We start from the raw sequence: 24,158 nt of genomic DNA, 5'->3' as shown, positions 1-24,158 counted from the left end.
TGTTGAAAAATAGGATACGCTACTGTATAAGTTATGTCAAGGGTTTGTGCCAATACGTGTCAAACCTGTGTTCAAGTTTAGGAATTTATCCGAATCTGAGGTGGCCCATGCAGCAATTGTTCCCTGACCAACGCCAGCCCGCACCCCTTACCCTGGCGGCCCGTACCAACCTGTGGCCCCTGACCGCCCTGGGTTATGAAATCTGGCGCAAGCGGGCCCTCAGTTTGCTTTCCGGGCGGCACTTTCCCCTGGAGGAAGAGTTTGATCTGATGCGGCAAAGGGTAGGGCCGGTGGAGGGGCGGGTGTTCTTAGACCTAGGCACCTCTACAGGCCTGTACGCCCGGGCTTTGCTCGAGGCCGGCGCGGCCAGGGTCTATGCCCTCGATCTTTCGCCGGCCATGCTCAAGGTTGCCCTGCGGAAGGCCAGCGGACATGCGGGTTTGGTTCCCCTGCTGGCCCGCGCCGAGGCCATTCCCCTGCCCGAGGCAGCGGTGGACGGGGTGGTGGTGGGGGGCAGCTGGAACGAATTCCCCCATCCTCAGCCGGTACTAGACGAAATCTACCGGGTGCTCAAACCGGGCGGGTGTTTGTGGATCATGTTCAGCCACCGCTCCGACAGCCCCCTCCAGCGCGTGCTGGAATGGACTGGATTGCGCTTTCCAACCCTGCCTGGGCTAATGGATTCGCTATCCAAAAGGGGTTTCAAGGTAGACGGCTGGCGGGAAAGGTCGGTAGGATTTGTGACAGGGACAAAAGTCACAGCCGGAGAACAGGGGCATTCTTAGCCAATAGCACTTTTCGAGGTTTTACCCAGGAGACCAGAATGGAACCCAACTGGCAGGCAGTATCGGAAATTATCCGTCGCCACTCGGCTACATTTTATTACGGTAGTTTGCTGTTCCGGGGTGAAGCCCGCAAAGGGGCTTGGGCCGTGTATGCGGCCTGCCGCATTGGGGACGACGCCGTAGATGAGTCGGCCAACCCGCTGGCCGATTTGAACGAATGGTGGGCCGGAATTGGGCGTGCTTATGCCGGGCTTCCCAGAGAAGACTGGGAAGTGGCCCTGGCCTGGGCATTAGAGCGCTGGGACATTCCCCACCAAGCCTTTGCCGATATGAAAGAGGGTTTCCTGACCGACCTGAACCCGGTGCGGCTGGAAACCATGGAGGAGCTATACACCTACTGCTACCGGGTAGCCGGAACCGTGGGACTGATGATAGCGCCCGTTGGCGGGGCGGGTGCAGCGGGCCGCAGTGCGGCCATCAAGCTGGGTCAGGCCATGCAGCTTACCAACTGCCTGCGCGATGTGGGCGAAGACCTGGCGCTGGGCCGGGTGTACCTGCCGGACGAGCTGATGCACAAGCACGGGGTGTCCATTGAAGACCTCCGCCAGGGTTGCATTAGCCCGCGCTACGTGGGCCTGATGCGCGAACTGGCCCTGGAGGCCCGCCGGCTTTACCGCGAGGGCCTGGGGGGCCTTAAGTACCTCCAGACCGGGCGCGCGGCCATTGCGCTGGCGGCCCTGCAGTACCAGGGTATTCTGGACAAGCTCGAGCTGATGCGCTGGGACAACCTCTCGAGGCGGGCCTCGCTTTCCACCTACGAGCGGGTGATGCTCCTGCCCAAGGCCATCTGGCTGCGGGGCGCGTAGGGCTTGGTCGTGGCTTGATCGTGGGATGAAAAGCCAGAGATTTAGCGCTCGCCAACAGACGGCCTTGCCGATTGCTGGCGTATGATGCTGCCGGTATGCCGGATTTTGACGTGGTAGTTGTGGGCGCGGGGCACAACGCGCTGGTGACGGCGGCGTATCTGGCCCAGGCCGGGTACCGGGTGGGGGTGTTCGAGCGGCGCAGGGTGCCGGGCGGGGCGGTCTCGACCATTGACCACGAGGGCTTTCGCTTCGACCTGGGGGGCAGCGCCCATATTCTGATCCGCTTGACCCCCATCCCGGACGAGCTCGAGCTATACCAGCACGGCCTGGAGTACCTCGAGCTCGACCCCCTCTTCCACGCCTCCAACGCTAAAGAGAGCTGGTTTGTCTGGCGCGACCCCGAGCGCACGGCGGCAGAGCTGGACGAGCGCTACCCCGGCCAGGGGGCGGCCTACCGCCGCTTCATGCAGGACTGGCTGCCCTTTGGTCAGGCCGTTAAGGAAGCCTTCCTGGCCTCGCCCAGCCCCCTGAACCTGGGCCGGAAGATGATCTGGGGGGCGGGCTTCGGGCGCGACTGGCAGAAGCGGCTGCCCCAGATTCTGCGGCCCTATGGCGATGTGGCACGGGAGTACTTTAGCGAGGAACGGGTACGGGCCCCCCTGGTCTGGATGGCCGCGCAGTCCGGCCCGCCTCCTTCCGACCCGCTCTCGTCGCCGTTTTTGCTCTGGCACCCGCTCTACCACGTGGGCGGGGTGGCCCGGCCCCGGGGCGGCTCGGGGGGGCTATCGCAGGCGCTGGTGCGGGCCCTCGAGGCCAAAGGGGGGCGGGTACACCTGGATAGCCCGGTTGCGCAGATTGCGCTCGAGGGCTCAAAAGCCGTGGGTATCCGCTTGCAGAACGGCCAGAGTGTGAGCGCTCGGGCGGTGGTGGCCGGGGCGCATATCCAAAAAACCCTGGGGCTGCTGCCCCCCGACCGAACCCCCGAGGGGGCCCGGGGCCTGCGGGTGGGCAACGGCTTCGGCCTGGTTCTGCGGCTGGGCTTATCCGAGAAGCTCCACTACCAGACCCACCCCGGCGACGAGGCGCGGGTGGGTTTGGGGCTTCTCATCACCGACGAACTGCAACTGAACCGGGCCTACGGCGACTACCTTTCCGGCGAGCCCACCCGCGACCCGCCCCTGATTGCCATGAGCTTTAGCGCGGTGGACGAAACCCTGGCCCCGCCGGGGGGCGAGACGCTGTGGCTGTGGGCGCAGTACTACCCCTACCGGCTGGCCTCAGGAAACTGGGAAAGCCGGGCCCAGGAGGCAAGGGAGGGGGTAATCCGGAGCTTTGAGCGCTTCGATCCCCAGATCCGCCGCAAGATTGTGGCTGAGCTAATCCAGACCCCCCTCTGGCTGGAGAACGAGTTTGCCATGCCCAGCGGCAATGTGATGCACCTGGAGATGACCCCCGACCAGATGTTCATGTTCCGGCCCTGGCTGGGGGCCCACGAGTACCGCTTCCCCGGCGTCAAGGGGCTCTACCTGACCGGGGCCAGTACCCATCCGGGCGGGGGCATTATGGGGGCCAGCGGGCGGAACGCAGCCCGTGTGCTGCTGGGGGATTTGAGCCGCAAGCGGGTGTAAGGTTCGGTTGGTATCGTGGGTGCGGTGGTAAGCTGATCGATTTGTAATCCCGACTAGTCCGGGCCGGGTGTTGCGGCGTAGCCTGATACAAGGTGAGCGAGCCTTACGACTACATCATTGCCGGGGCCGGTGCGGCGGGCCTGAGCCTGGCCTACCACCTGGTGCAGGCCGGGCTGCGCGAAGAGCGCATCTTGTTGCTCGACCGGGCGCCCAAAACCACCAACGACCGCACCTGGTGTTTTTGGGAAGTGGGGGAAGGCCCCTTTGAAAAGGTGGTTTTTCGCAAATGGAACCGGGTCTGGTTTCATGCAGAAGGGATTTCCAAGCGGTTGGAAATTGCCCCCTACGCCTACAAGATGATCCGGGGCCTGGACTTTTATGGGTTCATGAACCGCTTTATTGCGGAACAGCCCAATGTTGCCGTTCGATACGGGGAAATTTCGCATATTGAGGAGCAGGATGACGGGGTGTTGGTAGGGCTTGGTGGACAAACCTTCCGGGGCCGGTGGGCTTTTAGCAGCCTGTACCGGCCACCTCCCCAGAACCCTCGGTACCATTACCTGTTACAGCACTTCAAGGGCTGGGTTGTCCGGGCCTCGAGGCCGGTTTTCGATACGGAGGCGGCTACTTTCATGGATTTCCGGGTGGCGCAGCAAGGGGCGGTGCGGTTTGTGTATGTGCTGCCTCTCGATGCCCAGACCGCGCTGGTGGAGTACACCCTGTTCTCGCCAGAGCTGCTGCCCCCGGAAGCCTACGATGCGGGCCTGCGCGAGTATCTAAAGGGCATTCTGGGCCTGGAAAGCTACGAAATCCTCGAGGGTGAGTTTGGCATCATCCCCATGACCGATGCCCCCTTTCCCCGCAGGCAAAGTGCCCATGTAATCAATATCGGCATGGCCGGAGGCCGCACCAAGGCTTCTACCGGCTATACCTTCCGCCGTATTCAGGAGCAGTCGCGGCGCATGGCCGAGGCGCTGCGACAGACCGGGCAGCCTTTTTATCCAGAACCTACCCTCAACCGGCATGCCTGGATGGACAGCGTGCTGCTCAATGTGCTTCAAAAACAGCGCAGATCGGGGCCGAAGGTGTTTGGCGACCTGTTCCGCCGAAACCCGCCCCAGCGGGTGCTGCACTTTTTGGACGAGGAGACCGGCTGGCTCGAGGATTTGCAAATTATGGCCTCGGTGGATATTCCGGCCTTTTTGAGGGCAACCCTCGATGTGCTGGGCATGCGCTGGCAGGGGGCCCGGCGGGGTGCTATGGCCCCAAAACGAGGATAGCGTGAACCTGTTACTCATTACCCTGCTTACGTTTTTATTGGCCTGGGGCGGGCTGGTCTGGGTTCGCTCACCCCAGAAGGAGGCGGGCCCGGCCTGGCTGCGCTGGTGGGGCGGGCTGGGGGGGATGGGCCTGGCATTGTTGGGCGCGGTGCTGCTGGTGCTGAGGGCCGATGACTTGCTGGGCGCGGCCCTGGCCTGGTGGGGCTGTGTGCTGGCTGTGCTGGCGGTTTGGGGGGGCGACCTGCTCTGGGCCGCTCGCCGAACCCTGGCGGTAGTGGCGCTTGGAGCTGCGTTGCTGGGGGGCGCAGTTGGTTGGCTTGTGGGGGGCCAGGCTGCGCTTCTGGTATGGGCGGTGTTGTTGGCGACTGCCACAACCCAGGCGCTCTGGCTTTTAGGGCAGCCGGAAGCCCTGGTACGCCTCAAATGGCTTAGAACCCACCTGAAGCCCTGGATGGTGCTGCTGGCGCTGGCGGTGCTGGTGCGCATTCCGGTGCCGCTATGGCCCGAGGGCTTCGCCCTCATCAGCCTGGTGCAGATGTCGCTCATCAGCCTGGCCGCGCTATGGTGGGGCTACGCGCAGGTAGGGGCTCGGATTGGGCTGCTGTTTGCGCTGGCCTTTGCTCTGGGCCTGGGGGTGGAGCTTCTGGGCAGTAAAACGGGCCTGCCCTTTGGTCAATACACCTACCTGGGGGCCCCGCCGCCTACCGTGCTGGGCGTGCCCCTGATTGTGCCGCTGGGCTGGTTTGCCTTGGTGCTCTCGGCGCATGGGCTGGCTGGGGGGCGGCCTTGGCTGACCGGATTGCTGGTGGTGGCCTGGGATCTGGGCCTGGAAGCCCTGATGCCTGCCCGGGGCTACTGGGCCTGGCAAGACCCCCATCCCCTCTGGTATGGCGCTCCCTTACAGAACTACCTGGCCTGGTTCGCGGTGGGTGCCCTGATTTCCTGGATATACGGTCGGCTGGGGCCCGAGTTGCACCGAAACAGGTCTTTTGCCTGGGCTTACCGGCTCGAGGCCCTGTTCATCCCTGTTGGGCTGGCCCTGTTTGGCCTGTGGCCGGCGGCTTTGGTGTGCGGCCTGGCTATGAACGCGTTGGCCTGGGGCTCGTATCTGCGGCGTGCTGGAGGGCCCGGACGGGTGCCGATGACTGAAGGCTAAAGGCCTGGTGCTGAAAGCCTTTCGAATCGTGTCTGGTAGTCTGCGGTATACGACCGTTTACGCCACGCCCAGCCCCTCGACCTTTGGTGCTTGACCCTGGTAGGGTGTAAGCAGGATGCGACCTTGGGCACGATTGCTGGCCGCTTTCTTCCGGGTGTTGTTCCGCCGTACCGTCCAACGGGGTTTGCGGGGGGTGTGGGTGCGGGGTGCGTTGCCAGAGGGGGCTTTTGTGCTGGCGGGCAACCATCACTCCTGGTGGGATAGCTATCTGTTGCCGGTTTTATTCTGGGGCGCCCGGAAGCCTTTCAAGATTGTGGTGGGGGAGCGCCGCTTACGGGAGTTCGCTTTTTTTCGCCACCTGGACACGGTTTCGGCGGCCAAGCCCCGCGAGGGTCTGCGGGCCTTGGAACAGGGCCAGGTGCTGATTGTTTTTCCCGAAGGTGAGTTGCGCCCACCTGGCGCTTTGGGCGAGCTGAACAAAGGGGTGGTCTGGTTCGCCGAGAAGGCAGGGGTGCCGGTGGTGCCGGTGGCCTCGAGGGTCACCCTGCGCGGGCACGAGTTCGCCGAGGCCTACCTGGTGTTCGGCGAACCCCTGGGGCCTGACCTGAACCTGCTGCACGAGCACCTCGAACAGATGCTCACCGAACTGGACCAACAGATTCGCACCGCCCCCGCCGAGGAACCGCTACCCGGTTTTGAACTGCGCCTGGCCGGGCGCCAGAGCACCCACGAGCGCATGGCGGCCTGGGGGGCGGCGCTGGGTAAACTGACGGGAGGGCGCTGAAAGCCGCTGGCTCAAACAAGGCCGATGGCTGATCGCTCGTTCCTCACCTGACCCCTATGCCCGCTCTTCTCGATTACGTTCTCTACACGGTACTGGCCTGGCTGGGGCTGAAGCTACTTATCTTGCTCTTGAACACGGCCTTGTTCCCGGTTTTGAAGCGGGAGAAATTGCAGGGCCCTCGCCCCACGGTCTCGCTCCTGGTGCCCGCCCGCAACGAGGCCCACAACCTGCGCGAGACCCTGCCGGGGATGCTCCTGCAAGGGGTACAGGAAATCCTTGTGCTGGACGACCACTCCACCGATGGCACGGCCCAGATAGTTGAAGCGTTTGGCCGCCAGGATGCTCGGGTGCGCCTGATTCCGGGCCTGCCCAAACCCGAGGGCTGGATGGGCAAGACCTGGGCCTGCTTTCAACTGGCCCAGGCCGCCCAGGGGGAGGTACTGCTCTTTAGCGATGCCGATGTGTACTGGCGCAAGCGCGGGGTGCGGGCGGTGCTGGCCCGGATGGAGCAGGAGCGTGCCGGGCTGGTCTCGGTGTACCCGCGCCAGATTACCCCCAGCCTGGCCGAGCGGGTGCTTTTGCCCCTGATTGACGATGTGCTTTTGTGTTACCTGCCCTATCCCCTTATCAGGACGCCCTTTCCTTCGGCGGCGGCGGCCAACGGGCAGGTAATGGCCTTCACCCGGCAGGCCTACCTGGCTGCGGGGGGCCATGCGGCGGTGCGGGGGGAGGTGCTCGAGGATGTGCGCCTGGCGCAAAAGACCAAAGCAGCGGGGCAGCGCCTGGCTGTGGCCCTGGGGGGCGGTCTGGTGTCGGTGCGGATGTACCGCAGCTTTGCGGAAATAGTCGAGGGGTTGGGTAAGAACCTGATCGAGTTCCACGGGCGCAGTCGGGGGGTGCTGGCGCTATCGTACCTGGGCCACCTGACGGCCTATACCTTGTGCTGGCCGATGGCGCTGCTCGAGCCCGGCTGGTTGTGGGTGGGGGCCGTGGGTCTGCTGGAGCGTCTGTTGCTCAACCTCAAAACCGGACGGGCGTGGTGGGAGTTTGGGCTGGTGCCCCTGGCCCCACTTTTCAGCACGCCCATCTATTTGCGCTCTGGACAAAAGAAGTATACCTGGAAAGGCCGAGAATATAGCCGATGAGGACAATAGTGGTAGGAGCGGGTTTTGCCGGGCTGGCTGCGGCCTTGCGGCTTCGTCAAGCCGGTTTGGAAGTGAGCGTTATCGAGCAGTTCGACCAGCCGGGCGGCAAGGCCATCGGCTGGGAGGGGGTGCCCACCGGCCCCACGGTGCTTACGCTGCCCGAAATTCCCCGCCAGATTTTGGGTGCCTTTGGGCACGATTTACCAGGGCTCAAACCCGTATCCCCACTTACCCGCTATGCCTGGCCCGATGGCCGGGTCTTTGCCCCCGAACTCGAGCTAGGGGCTACCCTGGCCCAGCTTTCGGCCCAGGAAGCCCGCGATTACCGGCGCTTGCTGGGCGAAGCCCGCACGATGTACGAAGGGGCTCGAGAGACCTTCATCTTTGGCCCGCCTCCGCAGGCTTTTCGGCTCCTGCAGTACGGCTTGCGCGAGGGCGTGAAGGCGCACCCCTTGCAACCCCTCTCGGCCCTGGTGCAGTCGGGCCCCTACCTGACGCCTTTTTTTCTGCGCTTTGCTACCTACCTGGGGGCCAACCCCTACCGGGCCCCGGCGGTGCTCCACAACATCGCCTGGGTAGAACTGGGGCTGGGGGTGTTTCATCTGCCGGGCGGGATGCGGGCTCTGGCCCAGCAACTCTACGAACTGGCCCGGGCGCAGGGGGTCGAGTTTTTGTTCGGGCATAAAGTACTTCAGCTACAACGCCTGCCGGGTCGGGTGGGGGCTTTGCAAACCGATCAGGGCTGGCACAGCGCCGACCTTTATGTATCGGCGGCGGATCGGCACTTCACCCTGGCGTGGCTGGGCCTGCCGCTACCCCAGGAGGCCCTGGGGGTCTCGGGCTTTGCCGTGCTGATGAAGCTCGCCGAGGCCGTGCCGCTGGGTCATTACATCTACTTTTCACCGGATTACCGCGCCGAGTGGCGCGAAATAGCCGCCGGGCGCTGGCCCCAGAACCCCACCCTGTACCTGCACACCGACGGCGACACCGCCTTCTTGCTGGTCAATGCGCCGAGCTTATCCAAGCAGACCAGTCCCTCCGAAAGCCAGGCCTACGCCCAGCACCTGCTCCGTCAGCTAGAACGACGGCACCCCCTTCCCATTGCGGCCTGGCGGGCCCTGAGTCCCCTGGACTACAGCCAGACCGCCTACCGGGGGGCCCTGTACGGGCGGGCCCCGCACGGGTTGCTGGGGGCGCTGCGCCCCGGCTGGGAGGTGGCGGCTCTGCGGAACCTGGCCCAGGTAGGCGGCACGGTACACCCCGGCGGGGGGGTGCCGCTCTCCATGCTCTCGGGGTGGAACGGGGCGGGCTGGCTGCTCAGCCGGTTTTTGGGCCAGAGGGGAGGGGCCCTGTGAGGCTAAAGGGGGTTGCTACCAGGCGGCCCCTACCCCAGCCCAAAGGCTATCCCTGGGGGCGCTTCGCTCATCTACCGCGTTGGGCGGGAGAGCCTTTGGCGCTGCTGGAAGAAGGAGCCGCCCTGGGGCCGGTGTTTGGTCTGGGTCTGGGCCGCAAGGCTGTGGTGGGCTACAGCCCCGAGTGGAACCGCAGGCTGCTGACCGACCTGGAAACCTTTCGCTCGAAAGGCAGCTTCTCTAGCCTCACCCCCTATCTGAATGGCGGCATCATCACCACCGATGCCCCCGAACACAAGCCCAAGCGCCAGGAACTGAACCCCTACTTTCACGCCAAGGCCCTGCTAGGGCTTAAAGAGCGCATCCGGGCTGCGCTGGAAGAAAGGAGGCCCCAAGGCGAGTTTGAAGCCAACAGCTGGGCCTCCCTGGTGGCCCAGGTGAGCCTGAATGTGGCCTACTTTGAAGGTCGGTTTCCCGCGGATGAGCTGGCCCGCTTCCTGGCCCCCCTCAAGCGGCCCTTTCCGGCCCCGCTGTGGCCGCGCCCGCTGCTTTTTGCCCAGGTTCGCCGTCGGGTAGCGCAACTGCAGGCGGCAGGCTTTGGCCTGGCGGCCCACTTGCCGGGGGAGGAAGTTTTAATTGGGCTGGCCGCGGGCTACGATACCACCGCCCATACCCTGGCCTGGGCCTTGTGGCACGTGGCCTGCTACCCGGACTGGCACACCCCTGAAGGCCACCCCTTGCTCATTAAGGAGACCCTGCGCCTGTACCCGCCGGGCTTTATCGGCAGCCGCCGGGCCGCCCAGACGCTCGAGTTCGACGGATACCCGATTCCCAAAGGAGCCCTGGTGCTCTACAGCCCCTACCTGACCCACCGCCACCCCGACCTGTGGGAAAGGCCCCTGTCCTTCGACCCGTCCCGCTTCCAGGGGCGCATCCCGGCCTGGGGCTACCTGCCCTTTGGCGGGGGGGAGCGCATCTGTTTGGGGATGCACTTCGCCCAGATGGTGCTGGAGGTTGCCCTCTCGCTGTTTGGGTCGCTCGAGCCCCTGCGGGGCGATCCCCAGCCCAGACCCGCTCTGACCCTGGCGCCCAGGGGCGAACTGTGGTTGGGCTTGGGAGCATAAGGGGCCTGACGAGGAGCGCTCTAGTGAGCTGGTGCAGGTGTCCCCGCCTCTCCACCTCGAGCCCCAAAGCCACCCCCACCCCGCAGCTCGTCGTTGGGCAGCACCACGATAAAGAGGAGTGAAATCAGCACAAAAATCGCTGCATAGAGGAAGATGTTTTTTTCGGCTTTGGTGATGCCGTTGTTCAGGGCGTTTTGGAGTTTTTCTTTGGTTTGCTCGAGGCTGGCGACCACGGTTTGCGGCACTTCTACCAGGGCTTTTTGCTGAGCAACGGCCAGGTTCTCCCGCACCGCCTGGATGGCTTTTCCCTCGGCGGTGGCCTCGGCTTTTTGCAGGTTCTCGATCACGGCCTTTACCGCCTGTTCGGTGGCTTGGGCCTGCACTTTGCGCAGGTTTTCCCGTACCGCCTTTACCGCCTGTTCGGTGGCGCTAGCCTGGGCGGCTTGTAGGTTTTTTCCGACGGCTGCGATGGCTGCTTCTGTGGCTTGGGCCTGGGCTTTGCGCAGATTTTCCCGCACCGCGGCGGTGGCCGCCGCGATGGCCTTGCTTTGGGCCTGAGCCAAGCCCGCCTTGACCCCGGCGATAGCCTGGGCCAATGCCTCGGCCTGGGCCTGTTGTAGCCCAGCCCTGATTCTGGACTCGGCCTGCTGGGTGGCAGCGGCGATGATCTGCGGAATCTGGGCCTCGAGCTCGGTTTTGACCTGGGCTAAGGTCGCGGAGCGGGCCTCGGCGGGGGGCGGGTTATCCAAGAGGCTCTGGATGCGGGGGTCCAGGTTGGGGTCGGCCCGAAGGGTCTGGGCAGCCTGCTCGTCGCCCTGGAGGGCGGCCTCGAGCAGGCTTTCGGTCTGGGCGATCTGGGCCTGAACCTGGGCGGCGATCCCACCTTGGGGAATCTGCTGCTTGAACCGGGCCGGAACCTGCGGGTTGTTCTGTACGGCCTGGTAGGCCGCCGGATCCCCGTTCAGGGCTGCGATCAAGAGCCCCTCGAGCTGTTTGAACTGGGCCGGGATGCCGCCTTTGACCAGCCGGTTTTTGAGGTCGGCGGGAACCTGGGGATTGCCGATGAGGGCCGTGTAGGCCGTCTCATCCCCCCGGAGGGCGGCCTCCACCTGGCGCTCGAGCTGGACGAACTGGGCGGGAATTCCCCCCTTGACCAAGCGGGATTTCAGCTCGGCGGGGACTTGCGGGTTGTTGACTAGCGCAGTGTAGGCTTCGGGATCGCCTTTGAGCGCGGCTTCGACTTGGGCCTCGAGCTTTTGGAACTGCGCCGGGATCCCGCCCTTCACCAAGCGGCTCTTGAGTTGCGCCGGGATCTGCGGGTTGCTCATCAGGGCGTTATAAGCCCGCAGGTCTCCCCGCAAAGCAGCCTCCACCTGGCGCTCGAGTTCCTTGAACTGGGCGGGAATGCCCCCCTCGACAAGCCGGGACTTGAGCTCCGCCGGGACGTCGGGGTTGCTCATTAGGCGGTTATAGGCCGCAATATCTCCGCGCAAAGCGGCTTCGACCTGATCGCCAAGCTCCTTGAACTGCGCCGGGATGCCGCCCTTCACAAGGCGGGACTTGAGCTCAGGGGGTACGTTGGGGTCATTCATCAGCTCGGTATAGGCTTTTTCGTCGCCCTTGAGGGCCGTGGCGACCTGGGCCTCGAGCTTTTGGAACTGCGCCGGGATGCCGCCCTTCACAAGGCGGGACTTGAGCTCAGGGGGTACGTTGGGGTCATTCATCAGCTCGGCATAGGCTTTCTGGTCGCCCTTCAGTGCGGCGATTACCTTGGCCTCTGTTTCCTTAAACTGGGCCGGGAGCCCCCCCTTGACCAGCTTGCTTTTTACGTCTTCGGGAACATCCTTATTCGCCATCAGTTCTTCATACGCGGCCTCATCGCCTTTGAGTGCGGCTACGATCTGGGCCTCGAGCTTTTGGAACTGCGCATCCAGGTTGGCTCCGGTTCCTCCCTCGCTCTGCCGCACCAGCGCCCCGGGCTTGCAGGAGGCGTTGTCGGGGAAGACCTTGCAGGTTTCGGCGTTCAGGCTTTGGGTGAGCACCGTTCCCAACAGCGCAATCCCGATGGTCGAGCCAATCTGCCGGATAAGCTGGGTGGCTGCGGTAGCCGAACCCAGGCGCTGCGGCGGGATGTTGTTTTGCGCGGCGATCTGTAGCAGCGACTGCGAAGGTCCCAGGCCAAGGCCCAGCAGGAAGAAGAAAATAACCGCCAGCCACAGTGGGGTGCTTACGCTCAGCACAAAGTGCAACGCCAGGAAGACCGCCAGCAACCAGAGGGTGCCGATGAGAAGCAGCGGTTTGTAGCGCCCCAGACGCCCCGAGAGAATTCCACTGCCGGTTGCGCCGAATACCACCCCCACCGTTAGGGGCAGCACCGTGACGCCCGAAGCCGAGGCCGAGACCCCCTTCACCACCTGGAGGTAAAGCGGTAAAAAGGCCACTGCTCCCAAGAAGGCCGGGCCATAGAAGAAGGTGGCAGCAGAAGCGATGCTGAAGGTGCGAATCTTGAGAATCGAGAGATCGAAAAGCGGGTGTTTCTCGCGGCTTTGCGACCAGATCCACAGCACCAATGCCACCGCGCTAAGGGCGAAGAGACCCAGGATGCGGGGGCTGCTCCAGGGGTAGGTGCTGCCGCCCCAGGAAAAGGCCAGCATCAGCGGGACGGTCCACACGATCAGCAGTGCAGCCCCCAGGAAGTCGAAGGTCTCGCGTTGATCGGGCTTCAAGCGGGGCATAAAGCGTCCGATGAACCACAGGGCCACTGCGCCTGCCGGCATGTTGATGTAAAAGACCCAATGCCAGGAGAGGTGATCGGTGAGGAGGCCGCCCAGCCAGGGGCCGACCGCACTGCTAACTCCGAAAGTTGCGCCGAAGAGGCCGCCTATCCGGCCGCGCTCGCGGGGGGGGAAGAGCACCGCGATGGTGGTGAGGGCCAGGGCGAAAAGCGCCCCACCCCCAATTCCCTGAATGCCGCGGAAGAGGATCAACTCGGGCATATTCTGGCTCAGCCCACACAGCGCCGAACCCCCCAAGAAGATCAGGATGGCAATAATCAAGATGGATTTGCGGCTAAAGAGTTCAGTCAGACGCCCGAAGATAGGGGCCGAGACCGTGGAAGCCAACAGATAGGCGGTGGTGACCCAGGCATATAGCTCGGTGCCGTTGAGGTCGGCGATGATCTTAGGCAGTGCCGTGGAAACAATGGTCTGGTCGAGTGCGGCCAGGAATAGCCCCAGCATGATGCCAATGAGGGTCATGCGGGTCTCGCGGGGCATCCCGCTAGATGTTTCGGCAGATGCGGAACTGCTGCGGATGGGCTCGGCCATAATTATTCCTTTCCTGCTGTCTCGCTCTTGGCGAGAATATCCAGCAACTCGACAAACAAGTGGCGCTGTGCGGTGGTGAGGCGCTCGAGCCTCCGTTCCATCGCCCGAAGCATGCACTGGCGGCTTTCCTCGAGCACTGCTTTGCCTTGTTCGGTCAGTTGGAAGTGATACCGCCGCAAGTCGCCGAGATCCAGCGAGCGCGTTACCAGGCCGTTGGCCTCGAGCCGCTTGAGCATCTGGCTTACCGTAGGGGCGGGCATCTGCATGATTCGTACTACCTCGGTGGGGTAGCGGTATTTTTCAATCTCACTCAGGAGCCAGGGATCGGTGGGGGCCAGCCCCAGCCGCTCGAGGCAGGGCAGGGTTTCCTCCCGCACCTCACGGCTCAGCTTCCAAATGCTGGTTAGTATTGTCCAGGTCATAACTTAATTAAGTTACTTTCAAAATGAACTATTGTCAATACAAAGTATTCATTTCCAAAATATACATTTGCAAAATAACTTCGCAGGGGTTGCAGGCCCGCCTGCAGCCTTCCTGCTAATGGTTGGAAAGTGCTACCCTGGATGTTTTTCACAAATACCCCGCGCCGCCTCCTTCAGCAAGGATGGGCACGGGGCGCATTGACTACGGCCTGATGTCGAGACGAAAATGATCCTGTATCAAAAACACGCCCACTCTTCCCTGGTAATTTCCATCGGCACAAACTCGGACTTGGGGGCCAGGCCAAAGTTGAAGCGAGGGGTAGGAGCCGGAGGGGTTGGTACGTGCCGAAAACCCGCTTTCTCGAAGGCCCGTTGGGCGCGCAGGTTGTGCTTGTAGGTGCGCAGCTTGACCTTTTGCAGCCCCAGGGTACAGAAGGCGTATTCCAGAACTGCTTTGACCGCATCGGTACCGTAACCCTGTCCCCAGCGGTCTTTGGCCCCAATCAGGATGCCCAGGGTAGCTTCGCTGCGGGTCATTTCGTAGAGCTCCACCGTGCCCAGCCACTCGCCCTTTTCGTCCAGAATCCCGAAGCCTAAGCGGTCGCCCCGGCTGACCTCGCCCATCACCACCCGTTTGAAAAGCCAGAGGGGCATTTTGAGCGGGCGGCTCCCGTTCCACTCGGCAATTTCGGGGTCGCGGAAACATTCGTAAAAACGCCGCCACTCGGTTTCGGTGAGGGCTTCGGTAAAGGGCTTGAGGGTGACTTTCCCATGGCGGGGCCAGGTGTTGCTGAGCGTCACCTTTTTAGCATACGGCAAAGCCCAGGGGACAATGGTTTGGGCCGACAGGATAGCGGTATAGACTGAATAGGTCATGCTCGAGAAAGCCACACAAATCGTTCAGGAGGCTATTGAGTCGGGCCGGATTCCGGGGGCCGCGCTGGGTGTGGTGCATCTGGACGGGTCTAAGGAAATGTTTTGCGCAGGCCTCAAGCATCTGCAAAAACCGGGGGTGATAGACCCCGATACGCTGTTTGACCTGGCCAGCCTGACCAAGGTGCTCTTTACCGTGCCCCAGATACTTCACCTGGTCGAAGAGGGACTGGCCGACCTGGACGACCCGCTTTCGCGCTTTTTGCCCGAGCTGGCCTGGATGCAAGGCTCGGAGTTGCCGCGCCGTACCCTGCGCCAGCTTCTCACCCATGTCTCCGGCCTGCCGGGCTGGGAGGCCATCTATACCTGGGGGGGTGAAAGCCATACCCTCAAGCAGCGGGTTTTGCAGCACCGCTGGGAGGTGGGGCCGGCGGGGTCGCAGGTTTACTCGGACATCGGTTACATCTTGCTGGGCCTGGTGCTCGAGCGCGTCCGGGGTCATAGCCTGGCGGCTTTTGCACTTCCAGAAGGGTTTTGCTTCAATCCCACCGACCCCCAAGACTGCGCCGCGACCGAGCAAGACCCCTGGCGTGGAAGGGTTTTGCAAGGCGAGGTGCACGACGAGAACTGCTTTGCCCTGGGGGGTGCTACCGGACATGCGGGGCTTTTTGGCAGCCTGAGGGGGGTTCTGGCCTACGCTCAGCGGCTGATGAAAGGCGAGGTGCTCTCGGAGGCAGCCCTGGCAGAGATGCGTCGGCCTCAACACGCCGAGCGGGCTTTGGGCTGGCAAATTCCCCAACCTGCTTTTAGCGGCGGCAGCCTGTGCAGCCGCCAGACCCTGGGCCACACAGGCTTTACCGGAACCGGCGTCTGGATGGATTTTGAGCGGGGCTATGCCTGGGTTTTGCTGACCAACCGGGTGCACCCCAGCCGGCACCGGGAAACCGGCATCCTGGAACTGCGGCGGGCGGTGGGGAACGCCATTGCCGCAGCGTGGAAGGGCTGATTGAATAAGCGGAGTCAGGCAAAAACCAGCCCTGCTCAGTCCAGCACTTCATCGGCCGGGCTGTTCTCGAGGATCCCCCGCCAGACCAGGGCCACCACGGGCAGGGCGACGACCAGGAGCAGCAATGCAGCCAGCAAACTTTCCATACATTCAGGCTAGGGTGGTTTGGTCAGCGGGGGGTCAGTGGGGCTCTGACAGAAACTCAAGAGGCTTCGTCTTTGCTGGGGTTCTTGGATAGAGCCCGCTGATTGGCTTTGATGCCGGCGTCGAAGTCAATCTCCATGGGCGGCTTGTCGTCCATATCTACAAATACCGAAGGGTTGTACGGCTGAGAATTACGGGCATCTGAGGCTGAATGTCTGCTGGAGGGGTTCCGTCTGCTCAAGTAGTAAACCCCGGCACCCAGCAATATCAGAAGCCCCAGGAGCGCCCCCACCCATACCCAGGTCATATGGCCCTATGTTACCGCAGTTCGGCTGGATGGGGCTTGAGGTGCAGGGTTTTGGGCTACCCCTGCTTCGGGGCACAAAAACCAAGTCTGCTTGGGTATCAAATGACCTCGCGGAAACCGATGGCCTCGGCCCGGGCTTGCAACTCGCGTTTAAGGAGGGCGTGTTCGGGGTTGTCCAGGTAGGGGTCGGCTTCCAGGATGGCCTTGGCCAGCGCCCGGCTTTGTTCGATGATTTCCTGGTCGGAAGCCAGGTCGCCCAGCCGCAGGTCGGGCATCCCCGACTGCCGCACCCCGCGCAGCTCGCCGGGGCCGCGCAGCCTCAGGTCTTGCTCGGCGATGTAGAAGCCATCGGTGGAGGTCTCGATGACCCGCAGGCGCTCCAGGGTGCGCTTGGAGGTCTCGCCGGCAATCAGGATGCAGTAGGACTCGAGCCCGCCCCGCCCCACCCGCCCACGCAGCTGGTGCAGCTGGGCCAGCCCGAAGCGCTCAGCGTTTTCGATGATCATCAGGGTGGCCTGGGGGATGTCCACCCCCACCTCGATCACGGTGGTCGAGACCAGCAGGTCGAAGGCCCCCTGCTTGAAACGCTCCATCACCGCGTCTTTTTCGTCGGGTTTCATTTTGCCGTGCAGCAGGTCTATGCGCACATCCGGTAAGAGCGTTTCGAGTTCCGCCCGCAGCTGGGTGGCCGCGGCCAGCTCGGCGGTGGCCTCCGACTCGCCTTCTTCGATCATGGGCGTGACCACAAACACCTGATGCCCTTTCTGGATTTCCTGCCGGGCAAAGGCGTAGGCCTGGGTGCGGGTTTTCTGGGTGAGGATTTTGGTCTGGACGGGGGTGCGACCGGGGGGCAGCTCGTCGATTTGGGAGACCTCGAGGTCGCCGTACAGGGTCAGGGCCAGAGAGCGCGGAATGGGGGTGGCCGACATCACCAGCACGTCGGGGCGCTGCCCCAGCAGCCGGCGGCGTTGCAAGACCCCAAAACGGTGCTCCTCGTCTATCACCGCCAGGCCCAGGTCGCGGAACTCCACCCCGTCCTGGATAAGGGCATGGGTGCCCACCACCACCTGGGTCTGGCCGCTTCTGAGCCGCTCCTGCACGGCCCGCTTCTCGCCCCCGCTCATGGAGCCGACCAGCAAGTCCACCGAAACCCCCAGCGGGTAGAGGTAGCGGGTCAGGTTGTCGAAGTGTTGTTTGGCCAGTATCTCGGTAGGGGCCATCAGGGCCCCCTGGGCGCCGTTCTGGGCGGCCACATAAAGAGCGGCAGCGGCCACTGCAGTTTTGCCCGAGCCCACATCGCCCTGCACCAGGCGGGCCATCTGCCGCTCGGACTGCATGTCTTCCAGTATCTCGTTCAATACCCGCTCCTGGGCGCCGGTAAGGGTGAAAGGAAGGGTGGAGCGGAAACGCTCGACCATGCCGGGGGTCACCCGGAACATCCGGCCCAGCAGGGCCGAGCCCCCGGACTGAATCATTACCTTGAGCTCCAGAAGCAAAAACTCGTCGAACTTGAGCCGGTAAAGGGCTTGCTCGAGCCTGGTCTCCGAATCGGGAAAGTGGGCCTGACGCAGGGCTTCGTCCAGGGCCAGGGCGCTGAGTTGCGGGGCCTGGTTTGCGGCCCCCTGTCCTTTCAAGTAGGGCTCGAGGGGCTCGGGTATCTCCTGGAAGGCTTCCAGAGCCCGCCAGACCGCCCTTCGCAAAAAAGCCTGTCCGATGCCCTCCTTGGCGGGGTAGACCGGCACGATGCGCCCGGTAGATAGGGATTCACCCCCTTCGTCCTCGAAGTATTCCACCATCATGGAGACCTGGCCGCCGCGCTTCTGCACCCGACCCGAAAGCACCATGCTGGCCCCTTCGGGCATCTGCTTGAGTACCCAGGGCTGATTGAACCAGATGCCAGTAAACTTCCAGCCCCACCCGTCCATAAAGCGTACCTGCACCAGTTGCAGCCCTTTTCTGGGGGTCTTGACCAGCTCGCGGCTGAGTACCCTGCCCACCAGGGTGGCCTTGGTGCCGTCCTCCACCTCGCGCACCCCTTGCAGCGTGCGGCGGTCTTCGTAGCGGCGGGGGTAGTAGTGCAGCAGGTCGCGCACCGCCCGAATGCCCAACTCGGCCAGCTTTTTCTTGCTGCCCGGCCCCAGGTTCAAAACTTCGATGGGGGAGTCGAAGGAGAGGGCACCGGGCGCCGGGCCCCGGCTACCGGGCTCCGAGTACCGAGGCTCGGTACCCTGACCCCTGTCCCCTACGGTTCCCCCCAGCAGCTCGATGGCCTTTTCTAGCTGCGCCTTGCGTACCTCAACGCTCATCTGGCGATAACCTGCCAGTACCTGACCCACCTCGGGGAAGGGTTGACCCAGGTTTTGCAGCAACTTTTCCAGGCCCCCGGCCACCACCCGATCCTGCGCGCCATCGGCCAGTTCGCGCTGGAGGGGGCGGATGAGGCGGGCTTTTAGCTCTTCGCGGGTCACAGGCTCCTCTTCTAGGCTTATTGTATCCAAGCAGACCGGGCGGCTTTTGTGGCCCTGCTGATCCTGCGTAACGCCTTATAGCCGGGCAATGTCTGAAAAGTCATGGTCGGGATGGGGCCAGCTCTTATACTTGGGAGGTATGGCTTTATCTCAGGTAGAAGTATTGCCCAACGGCCTCACCCTGGCGGTGGAAGAACGTCCCTGGATGCCCGGGGTGGCTTTGCAGTTGCTGGTGCCGGTGGGTGCGGTGAACGACCCCGAAGGCATGGAGGGCGCGGCCAGCCTGCTGGAGGGCTGGCTGTGGAAAGGGGCCGGCAGCCGGGATGCGCGGGCGCTGGCCGATGCCTTCGACGACCTGGGGGTGCGCCGCGGCAGCAGCAGCGCCCTCGAGTACACCACTTTTGCCGCGCAGTTTTTGGCCGAAAAGCTCCCGGCGGTGCTCTCGCTGTATGCCGATGTGCTCATGCGCCCACGTCTCCCCGCCGAGGCCCTGGAAGCTGTGCGCCAGATTGCCTTGCAGGAGCTGGCCTCGCTGGAAGACCAGCCCCCCAAAAAGATGTTCGCGGCCCTGCGCCAGGCCGTGTTTGCCAGCCCCCACGGGCGCAACCCCAGCGGCAAAAAGGCCCATCTGGAGGCAATGTCCGCTGAGGCCCTGCGTCAGGATTTTGCCCGGCGCTATGCCCCCCAGGGGGCCATTCTGGCCCTGGTAGGAGGGGTGCGCTTTGAACAGGCCAGGGAAGCCGTGCTCAACGCCCTAGGGGCGTGGAGCGGGCCGGGGGTGAGCTATCCGCCCATCGAGCTACAACCGGTGCATGCCATTCACCTCGAGCAGGATAGCGCCCAGGTGCAGATTGGCCTGGTCTACCCCGATATTTCCTTCGACCACCCCGAGTTTTACAGCGCCCGCCTGGCTACCCAGGTGCTCTCGGGGGGCAGCAGCAGCCGTCTGTTCACCGAGGTACGGGAGAAGCGTGGCCTGGTTTACTCGGTCTATGCGGCGCCCAACGGCGTCAAGGGCTACAGCTACCTGACCGCCTACGCCGGCACCACCCCCGAGCGGGCCGACGAGACCCTGAAGGTGATGCAGGAAGAGATTGCCCGGCTATCGCAAGGCGTGACCGAGGCGGAGCTGGAGCGCACCAAGATTGGCCTGCGGGCCGCCCTGGTGATGCAGGATGAGTCGTCGCGCTCGAGGGCCGCCAGCATCGCCCGTGACCTCTACCTGCTGGGCCGGGTGCGCCCCCTGGAGGAGATCGAGGCCCAGATTGCTGCCGTAGATGTGCCGCGCATCAACCGCTACCTGGCCGCCAACCCTTACCAAAACCCCTGGATTGCGACCCTGGGGCCCAGAAAGCTGGCGGTTACGGAGTAGTGTTAGAAGCCCAGTGCTCAAGGCCCTAAGGCCAACGGTTCAGGACAACTTCCTTTTTTGGAGTAAATATGACCCAAACCAAACCGGTGCTCGAGTTCAAACAAGCCACCCTGGAAAACGGGCTCACGGTAATTGCCGAAATTAACCCCGAGGCCAAAAGCGTGGCCCTGGGCTACTTTTGCAAGACCGGCAGCCGCGACGAAACCCCCGAGATCGCCGGGGTGTCGCACTTTTTAGAACACATGCTGTTCAAGGGCAGCGCAAGGCGCGACGCCCTTCAGGTGAACCTCGAGTTCGACCAGATGGGGGCACAGTACAACGCCTATACCTCGGAGGAGAACACCGTCTACTATGCCGCGGTGTTGCCCGAGTTTGCCCCAAGGCTCCTGGAACTCTGGACCGACCTGATGCGCCCGGCCCTGCGACAGGAAGACTTCGACACCGAAAAGCAGGTCATCCTGGAGGAAATTGCCCTCTACGAAGACCGGCCCAACATCATGCTTTTTGACTGGGGGCGGGCCCGCTATTTTGCTGGGCATCCGCTGGGCAACAGCGTATTGGGCACCACCCGGTCGATTTCTGCCCTGACCCGCGACCAGATGGCCGCCTATCAGACCCGGCGTTATGCGCCGTCCAATCTGGTGCTGACCCTGGCGGGCAAGGTGGACTGGGAGCGTACCCTGGCGCAGGTGCAAGAACTCACAGCGACCTGGACTAAGGGTCAGGCCGGCAGGGATTATCCCGATTTGCACCCCGCTGTGGGCGAACTGCGCGAACCCTATCCCAAGGCCACCCAGACCTACCTGGCGCTGCTGGCGCCGGGGGTTTCGGCCCAGGATCCGCGCCGTTATGCGGCCAACATTCTGGCCAACATCCTGGGCGAGGAGGGCAACAGCCGCCTTTTCTGGGCCCTGAGCGATAAAGGCCTGGTGGAGTCGGTGGGGGCAGGGGTGGATGAGGCCGATGGGGCCGGGCTTTATTACATCTACGCCCAGACCGACCCCGCCAACGAGGAAACCGTAAAGGCTGTACTACGCGATGAACTGGGCCGGCTCGAGCGCGAGGGGGTGCGCCTGGAGGAACTCGAGCGGGCCAAAAACAAGCTGGCTGCCGCACTGGTGTTTGCCGGCGAGACCCCCATGCAACGCCTGATGAGCGTGGGTATCAACTACCTGTACAACCAGACCTACGAGCCCTTGAGCGAGGTGGCCCGCAAGGTCGAGGCGGTTACGCTGGCCGATGTCAACGGGCTTCTGGAGACCAGACCTTTCAGCCAGAGTTTCATCTACTGTCTGGTGCCGGCCCAATAGGAAGCGGGGATGTGGCGGGTCGGGCTGCTGGGCATTTTTCTGCTGGGGAGCGTGTCGCTGGCCCAGAGCGCCCTGGAGCTCGAGGTGCTAAAGCGCACCAACCAGGTGCGCACCGAGCGGGGTCTGCGGCCCTTGCAATGGGATACACTGGCCCACAAAGCGGCCCTGGGCCACGCCTGGGATATGCTCCGGCGCAGCTTTTTTGCTCACCAGAACCCCGATGGCCTGGGGGCTGCCGAGCGGCTGCGGGCTGCCGGCGTGCTCGAGGTCACGGTAGGGGAGAACCTGGCCAGCTTCGAGGGCTACCCGGACGCAGAAATTCCCCGGCGTTCGCTTACGGGCTGGATGAACAGCCCCGGACACCGGGCCAACCTGCTCAAGCCCGAGTTCACCCACCTGGGGGTGGCCCTGGTGCGTCAGGGACGGCAGGTGATGGTGGTACAGAACTTCATTGGGCGGCCCTTTGACCCCCAGGTGCGCCTGACCCCGGCCCAGGCCGAACGCACAGTACTGCTGCTTACCGGTACGGCTTCCGGTACGGTGGGTATTTTTGTGGGCAACAACCTCTACGCCCGCCTCAACCCGCCCATCCAGAACCGCCTCGAGCTTCCTCCAAAAGCCGAGGTGAGCTTCGCGGTGTTCGATGGTCAGACCTGGTGGACGACCCGCAACGGCGAGCGCGGTTTGCGTTTGCAGCAGACTCTCGAGCACAGCCAGGCGCCGGGCCAGCAAGTCTTGCTCAACCTTCCCGCCGGCAATTACACCCTGGCGGTAGGGTCGCAGCCACGCTTCTGGCAGAATGTGTCCGGGCCGGTGCGCCTCGAGCTGACCCTTCCCGGCACGCTAGAAGCCTTGTGGCTGGGCATCCGCCAGGGCAACAGCGTAAACTACAGCCACCGCATTCCCCTCAAACCGTGAGCTGTTTTCCGAATTGCGCTACGGCTATGGTTGCGGGCTGTTCTGCGTGCGGTCTTCTATAGATTTCGGCTGAGCGAGAGGCTTTTTGCGCGCTACAGGATGAATTTTGTCGCTGCCTTGCTCGTGCAAGCGAGCCCAGAAGAAGGCCATCTCCACCCCTGCCTGTAGGCGCACCTCCAGGGGTAGGGCCTGCCAGTACTCTTTTTCGGAGGGTACTTCATCGAACCGCTACTTCCGAGCGATGGGTTTCATAAATCCTCGCCGCCGATAACCATTGAGCGAGCGCCCTCTGCGTTCTGGTGGCGGATGAACTCGAGCATACCGTGGGTCATGGGCTCTAACGATATGCTACTATCCCCCGGTGGATTCACGAGTCCTTCTGGCGATTGGCCTTACCATCCTGCCCTGGGCCTCGGCCTTTGCCGGGATACGTGCGGGCCTTCAAGACTATAGCCCGGCTCACCTGACCCTGCTGCGCTTTCTGGTGGCCTCGGCGGCGATGGTGGTCTATGCTTTGTGGGTGCGGATGCCCCTACCCGAACGGAGGGACTGGCCCGCCATCCTGGGCCTGGGGTTTTTGGGCATCACTGCCTACCACACGGCCCTCAACTTTGGCCAGGTCACCGTGAAGGCCGGGCCGGCGGCGCTCCTGATTGCAGTAGGGCCGGTGTTTGTGGCCCTGATGTCTTATTTTTTCCTGCGCGAACGGCTTTCGGCCTGGGGCTGGTTGGGCATTGCGGTGGCTTTTACCGGCGTAGCCCTGATCGCCGTGGGCAACCACCCGGGCAGCTTTCAGTTGGAGCCGGGGGCCTTGCTGATTGTGCTTGCGGCCTTCGTGACCTCGGTCTACTTCGTGTTTCAGCGCAAACTGGTGCGAAAATACAACCCCCTCAACTTCACCGCCTACACCATCTGGGCCGGAACGCTGCCGCTGCTGGTGTTCTGGCCGGGCCTCTGGGCCGAGATGCAAGCCGCCTCGGCTCAGGCCACCGGGAGCGTGGTGTACCTGGGTGTGGTGCCGGGTGCGCTTTCCTACCTGACCTGGAACTACGCCCTGAGCCGGGCTCCGGCGTCGCAGGTGACCAGTTTTCTGTACGTCTCCCCGGTGTTCGCTACCCTGATTGCTTACTTCTGGCTGGGGGAGGTGCCGGGGGTGTTGGCCCTGGTGGGGGGTGGAATCGCTCTGGCTGGGGTGGTTATTGTGAATACTTTGGGCAAGGTGACCCAGCAATAGACAATCGCCCAGAGACCATAGACAATAATCCACAATGGCTGAGATTCTCCCCATTCGCCTGTACGGCGACCCCATCCTGAAGAGAAAAGCCCTGCCGGTGCAGGATTTTAGCGGTATACCCAGTCTGGCCGAGAACATGCTCGAGACCATGTTCGAAGCAAGGGGGGTGGGGCTGGCTGCCCCCCAGGTCGGCATTGGCCAGCGGTTGTTTGTGGCTGCCGAGTACCTGGACGACGAGGGAGAGGAAGAAGGCCCCGAGGCCGACCTCAAAACCCGCGTCAAGTCGCTTTATGTGATGGTGAACCCGGTCATCACCTACCGCGCCGGCCAGCAGTCCATCACCGAGGGTTGCCTTTCACTACCGGGCCTCTATGCCGAAGGGGCCCAGCGCGATTTGCAGGTGCGGGTCGAGTACCAGAACGAGAAGGGCGAACAGAAGGTGCTCGAGGCCGAGGGCTACCTGGCGGTGGTCATGCAGCACGAGATTGACCACCTCGACGGCATCCTCTTCTTCCAGCGGATGTCCTTTGCCGATAAGCAAAAGTTTTTGGAAGAACACCGCGAAGACCTGGCCGAGTTTCAGCGGCAGGCCAAGGCCTTTTTGCGCGAGGAGGCTGCGCGGTTGGGACAAACCAGGTAAGGTCAATGGTCGATGGTC

The 24,158-nt window shown here is 63.3% G+C and carries 20 protein-coding genes; 15 read left to right on the top strand and 5 right to left on the bottom strand.

The genetic code is table 11. The annotated features are described in order from the left end of the window. Positions 1–107 precede the first annotated feature (107 nt). The 9 genes from Q0X23_RS02075 to Q0X23_RS02035 all read left to right on the top strand — a co-directional run bounded on the left by Q0X23_RS02075 (position 108) and on the right by Q0X23_RS02035 (position 10,120). Entirely contained in the window at positions 108–785 is a 678-nt protein-coding gene (locus tag Q0X23_RS02075; protein ID WP_297858745.1) for a class I SAM-dependent methyltransferase, read from the top strand. A gap of 38 nt (positions 786–823) precedes the next feature. Next, positions 824–1,651: a phytoene/squalene synthase family protein gene (locus Q0X23_RS02070; RefSeq protein WP_297858744.1), complete on the top strand. Its 828-nt coding sequence runs from the start codon at positions 824–826 to the stop codon at positions 1,649–1,651. A 95-nt stretch (positions 1,652–1,746) separates the two neighbouring features. Beyond that, complete coding sequence (locus Q0X23_RS02065) at positions 1,747–3,279, top strand: NAD(P)/FAD-dependent oxidoreductase (RefSeq protein ID WP_297858743.1); 1,533 nt, start codon at positions 1,747–1,749, stop codon at positions 3,277–3,279. 92 nt (positions 3,280–3,371) lie between these two features. Then, positions 3,372–4,559, top strand: a complete 1,188-nt coding sequence (locus tag Q0X23_RS02060) for a lycopene cyclase family protein (protein WP_297858742.1) — start codon at positions 3,372–3,374, stop codon at positions 4,557–4,559. Between the two features lies 1 nt (position 4,560). Next, positions 4,561–5,715 carry a carotenoid biosynthesis protein gene (locus Q0X23_RS02055; RefSeq protein WP_297858741.1) on the top strand — a complete coding sequence of 385 codons (1,155 nt, stop codon included), beginning with the start codon at positions 4,561–4,563 and terminating at the stop codon, positions 5,713–5,715. 115 nt (positions 5,716–5,830) lie between these two features. Next, positions 5,831–6,499, top strand: a complete 669-nt coding sequence (locus Q0X23_RS02050; protein WP_297858740.1) for a 1-acyl-sn-glycerol-3-phosphate acyltransferase — start codon at positions 5,831–5,833, stop codon at positions 6,497–6,499. Positions 6,500–6,555: 56 nt separating this feature from the next. Continuing rightward, positions 6,556–7,644, top strand: coding sequence for a glycosyltransferase family 2 protein (locus tag Q0X23_RS02045; protein WP_297858739.1), 1,089 nt, complete (start codon positions 6,556–6,558; stop codon positions 7,642–7,644). After that, positions 7,641–8,999 (top strand): NAD(P)/FAD-dependent oxidoreductase, encoded by a 1,359-nt coding sequence (locus tag Q0X23_RS02040; protein WP_297858738.1) that lies wholly within the window; start codon positions 7,641–7,643, stop codon positions 8,997–8,999. The genes Q0X23_RS02045 and Q0X23_RS02040 overlap by 4 nt, the downstream gene beginning before the upstream one ends. Positions 9,000–9,094: 95 nt before the next feature. After that, on the top strand, positions 9,095–10,120 hold the full coding sequence (locus Q0X23_RS02035; protein WP_297858737.1) for a cytochrome P450: 1,026 nt from the start codon (positions 9,095–9,097) through the stop codon (positions 10,118–10,120). Positions 10,121–10,140: 20 nt separating this feature from the next. Here Q0X23_RS02035 and Q0X23_RS02030 read toward each other — a convergent pair whose 3' ends face one another. The 3 genes from Q0X23_RS02030 to Q0X23_RS02020 all read right to left on the bottom strand — a co-directional run bounded on the left by Q0X23_RS02030 (position 10,141) and on the right by Q0X23_RS02020 (position 14,669). Beyond that, a complete protein-coding gene (locus Q0X23_RS02030) occupies positions 10,141–13,446 on the bottom strand; it encodes an MDR family MFS transporter (protein WP_297858736.1) in 3,306 nt (1,101 codons plus the stop codon). A gap of 2 nt (positions 13,447–13,448) precedes the next feature. After that, positions 13,449–13,868: a MarR family winged helix-turn-helix transcriptional regulator gene (locus tag Q0X23_RS02025; RefSeq protein ID WP_297858735.1), complete on the bottom strand. Its 420-nt coding sequence runs from the start codon at positions 13,866–13,868 to the stop codon at positions 13,449–13,451. 237 nt (positions 13,869–14,105) lie between these two features. Next, positions 14,106–14,669, bottom strand: coding sequence for a GNAT family N-acetyltransferase (locus Q0X23_RS02020; RefSeq protein WP_297858734.1), 564 nt, complete (start codon positions 14,667–14,669; stop codon positions 14,106–14,108). Positions 14,670–14,742: 73 nt separating this feature from the next. Between Q0X23_RS02020 and Q0X23_RS02015 the strand changes: the two genes are divergently transcribed. Continuing rightward, entirely contained in the window at positions 14,743–15,747 is a 1,005-nt protein-coding gene (locus Q0X23_RS02015; RefSeq protein ID WP_297858733.1) for a serine hydrolase, read from the top strand. A gap of 202 nt (positions 15,748–15,949) precedes the next feature. Here the strand turns inward: Q0X23_RS02015 and Q0X23_RS02010 are convergent, their stop codons facing one another. Both Q0X23_RS02010 and recG read right to left on the bottom strand, forming a co-directional pair. Then, positions 15,950–16,198, bottom strand: coding sequence for a hypothetical protein (locus Q0X23_RS02010; protein WP_297858732.1), 249 nt, complete (start codon positions 16,196–16,198; stop codon positions 15,950–15,952). Between the two features lie 98 nt (positions 16,199–16,296). After that, complete coding sequence (gene recG, locus Q0X23_RS02005; protein ID WP_297858731.1) at positions 16,297–18,666, bottom strand: ATP-dependent DNA helicase RecG; 2,370 nt, start codon at positions 18,664–18,666, stop codon at positions 16,297–16,299. A 139-nt stretch (positions 18,667–18,805) separates the two neighbouring features. On the opposite strand from recG, the gene Q0X23_RS02000 reads away from it, so the two are divergent. The 5 genes from Q0X23_RS02000 (at position 18,806) to def (ending at position 24,140) form a co-directional block, all read left to right on the top strand. Beyond that, complete coding sequence (locus Q0X23_RS02000; RefSeq protein WP_297858730.1) at positions 18,806–20,038, top strand: pitrilysin family protein; 1,233 nt, start codon at positions 18,806–18,808, stop codon at positions 20,036–20,038. A gap of 68 nt (positions 20,039–20,106) precedes the next feature. After that, positions 20,107–21,348: a pitrilysin family protein gene (locus Q0X23_RS01995; protein ID WP_297858729.1), complete on the top strand. Its 1,242-nt coding sequence runs from the start codon at positions 20,107–20,109 to the stop codon at positions 21,346–21,348. A 9-nt stretch (positions 21,349–21,357) separates the two neighbouring features. Beyond that, entirely contained in the window at positions 21,358–22,266 is a 909-nt protein-coding gene (locus Q0X23_RS01990; protein ID WP_297858728.1) for a CAP domain-containing protein, read from the top strand. A 361-nt stretch (positions 22,267–22,627) separates the two neighbouring features. After that, entirely contained in the window at positions 22,628–23,500 is an 873-nt protein-coding gene (locus tag Q0X23_RS01985; protein ID WP_297858727.1) for a DMT family transporter, read from the top strand. A 34-nt stretch (positions 23,501–23,534) separates the two neighbouring features. Next, positions 23,535–24,140, top strand: a complete 606-nt coding sequence (gene def, locus Q0X23_RS01980) for a peptide deformylase (protein ID WP_297858726.1) — start codon at positions 23,535–23,537, stop codon at positions 24,138–24,140. Positions 24,141–24,158 lie beyond the last annotated feature (18 nt).

The organism is Meiothermus sp., from assembly GCF_026004115.1.
GTDB lineage: Bacteria > Deinococcota > Deinococci > Deinococcales > Thermaceae > Meiothermus.
This window is presented reverse-complemented; position numbering and strand designations above follow the sequence as displayed.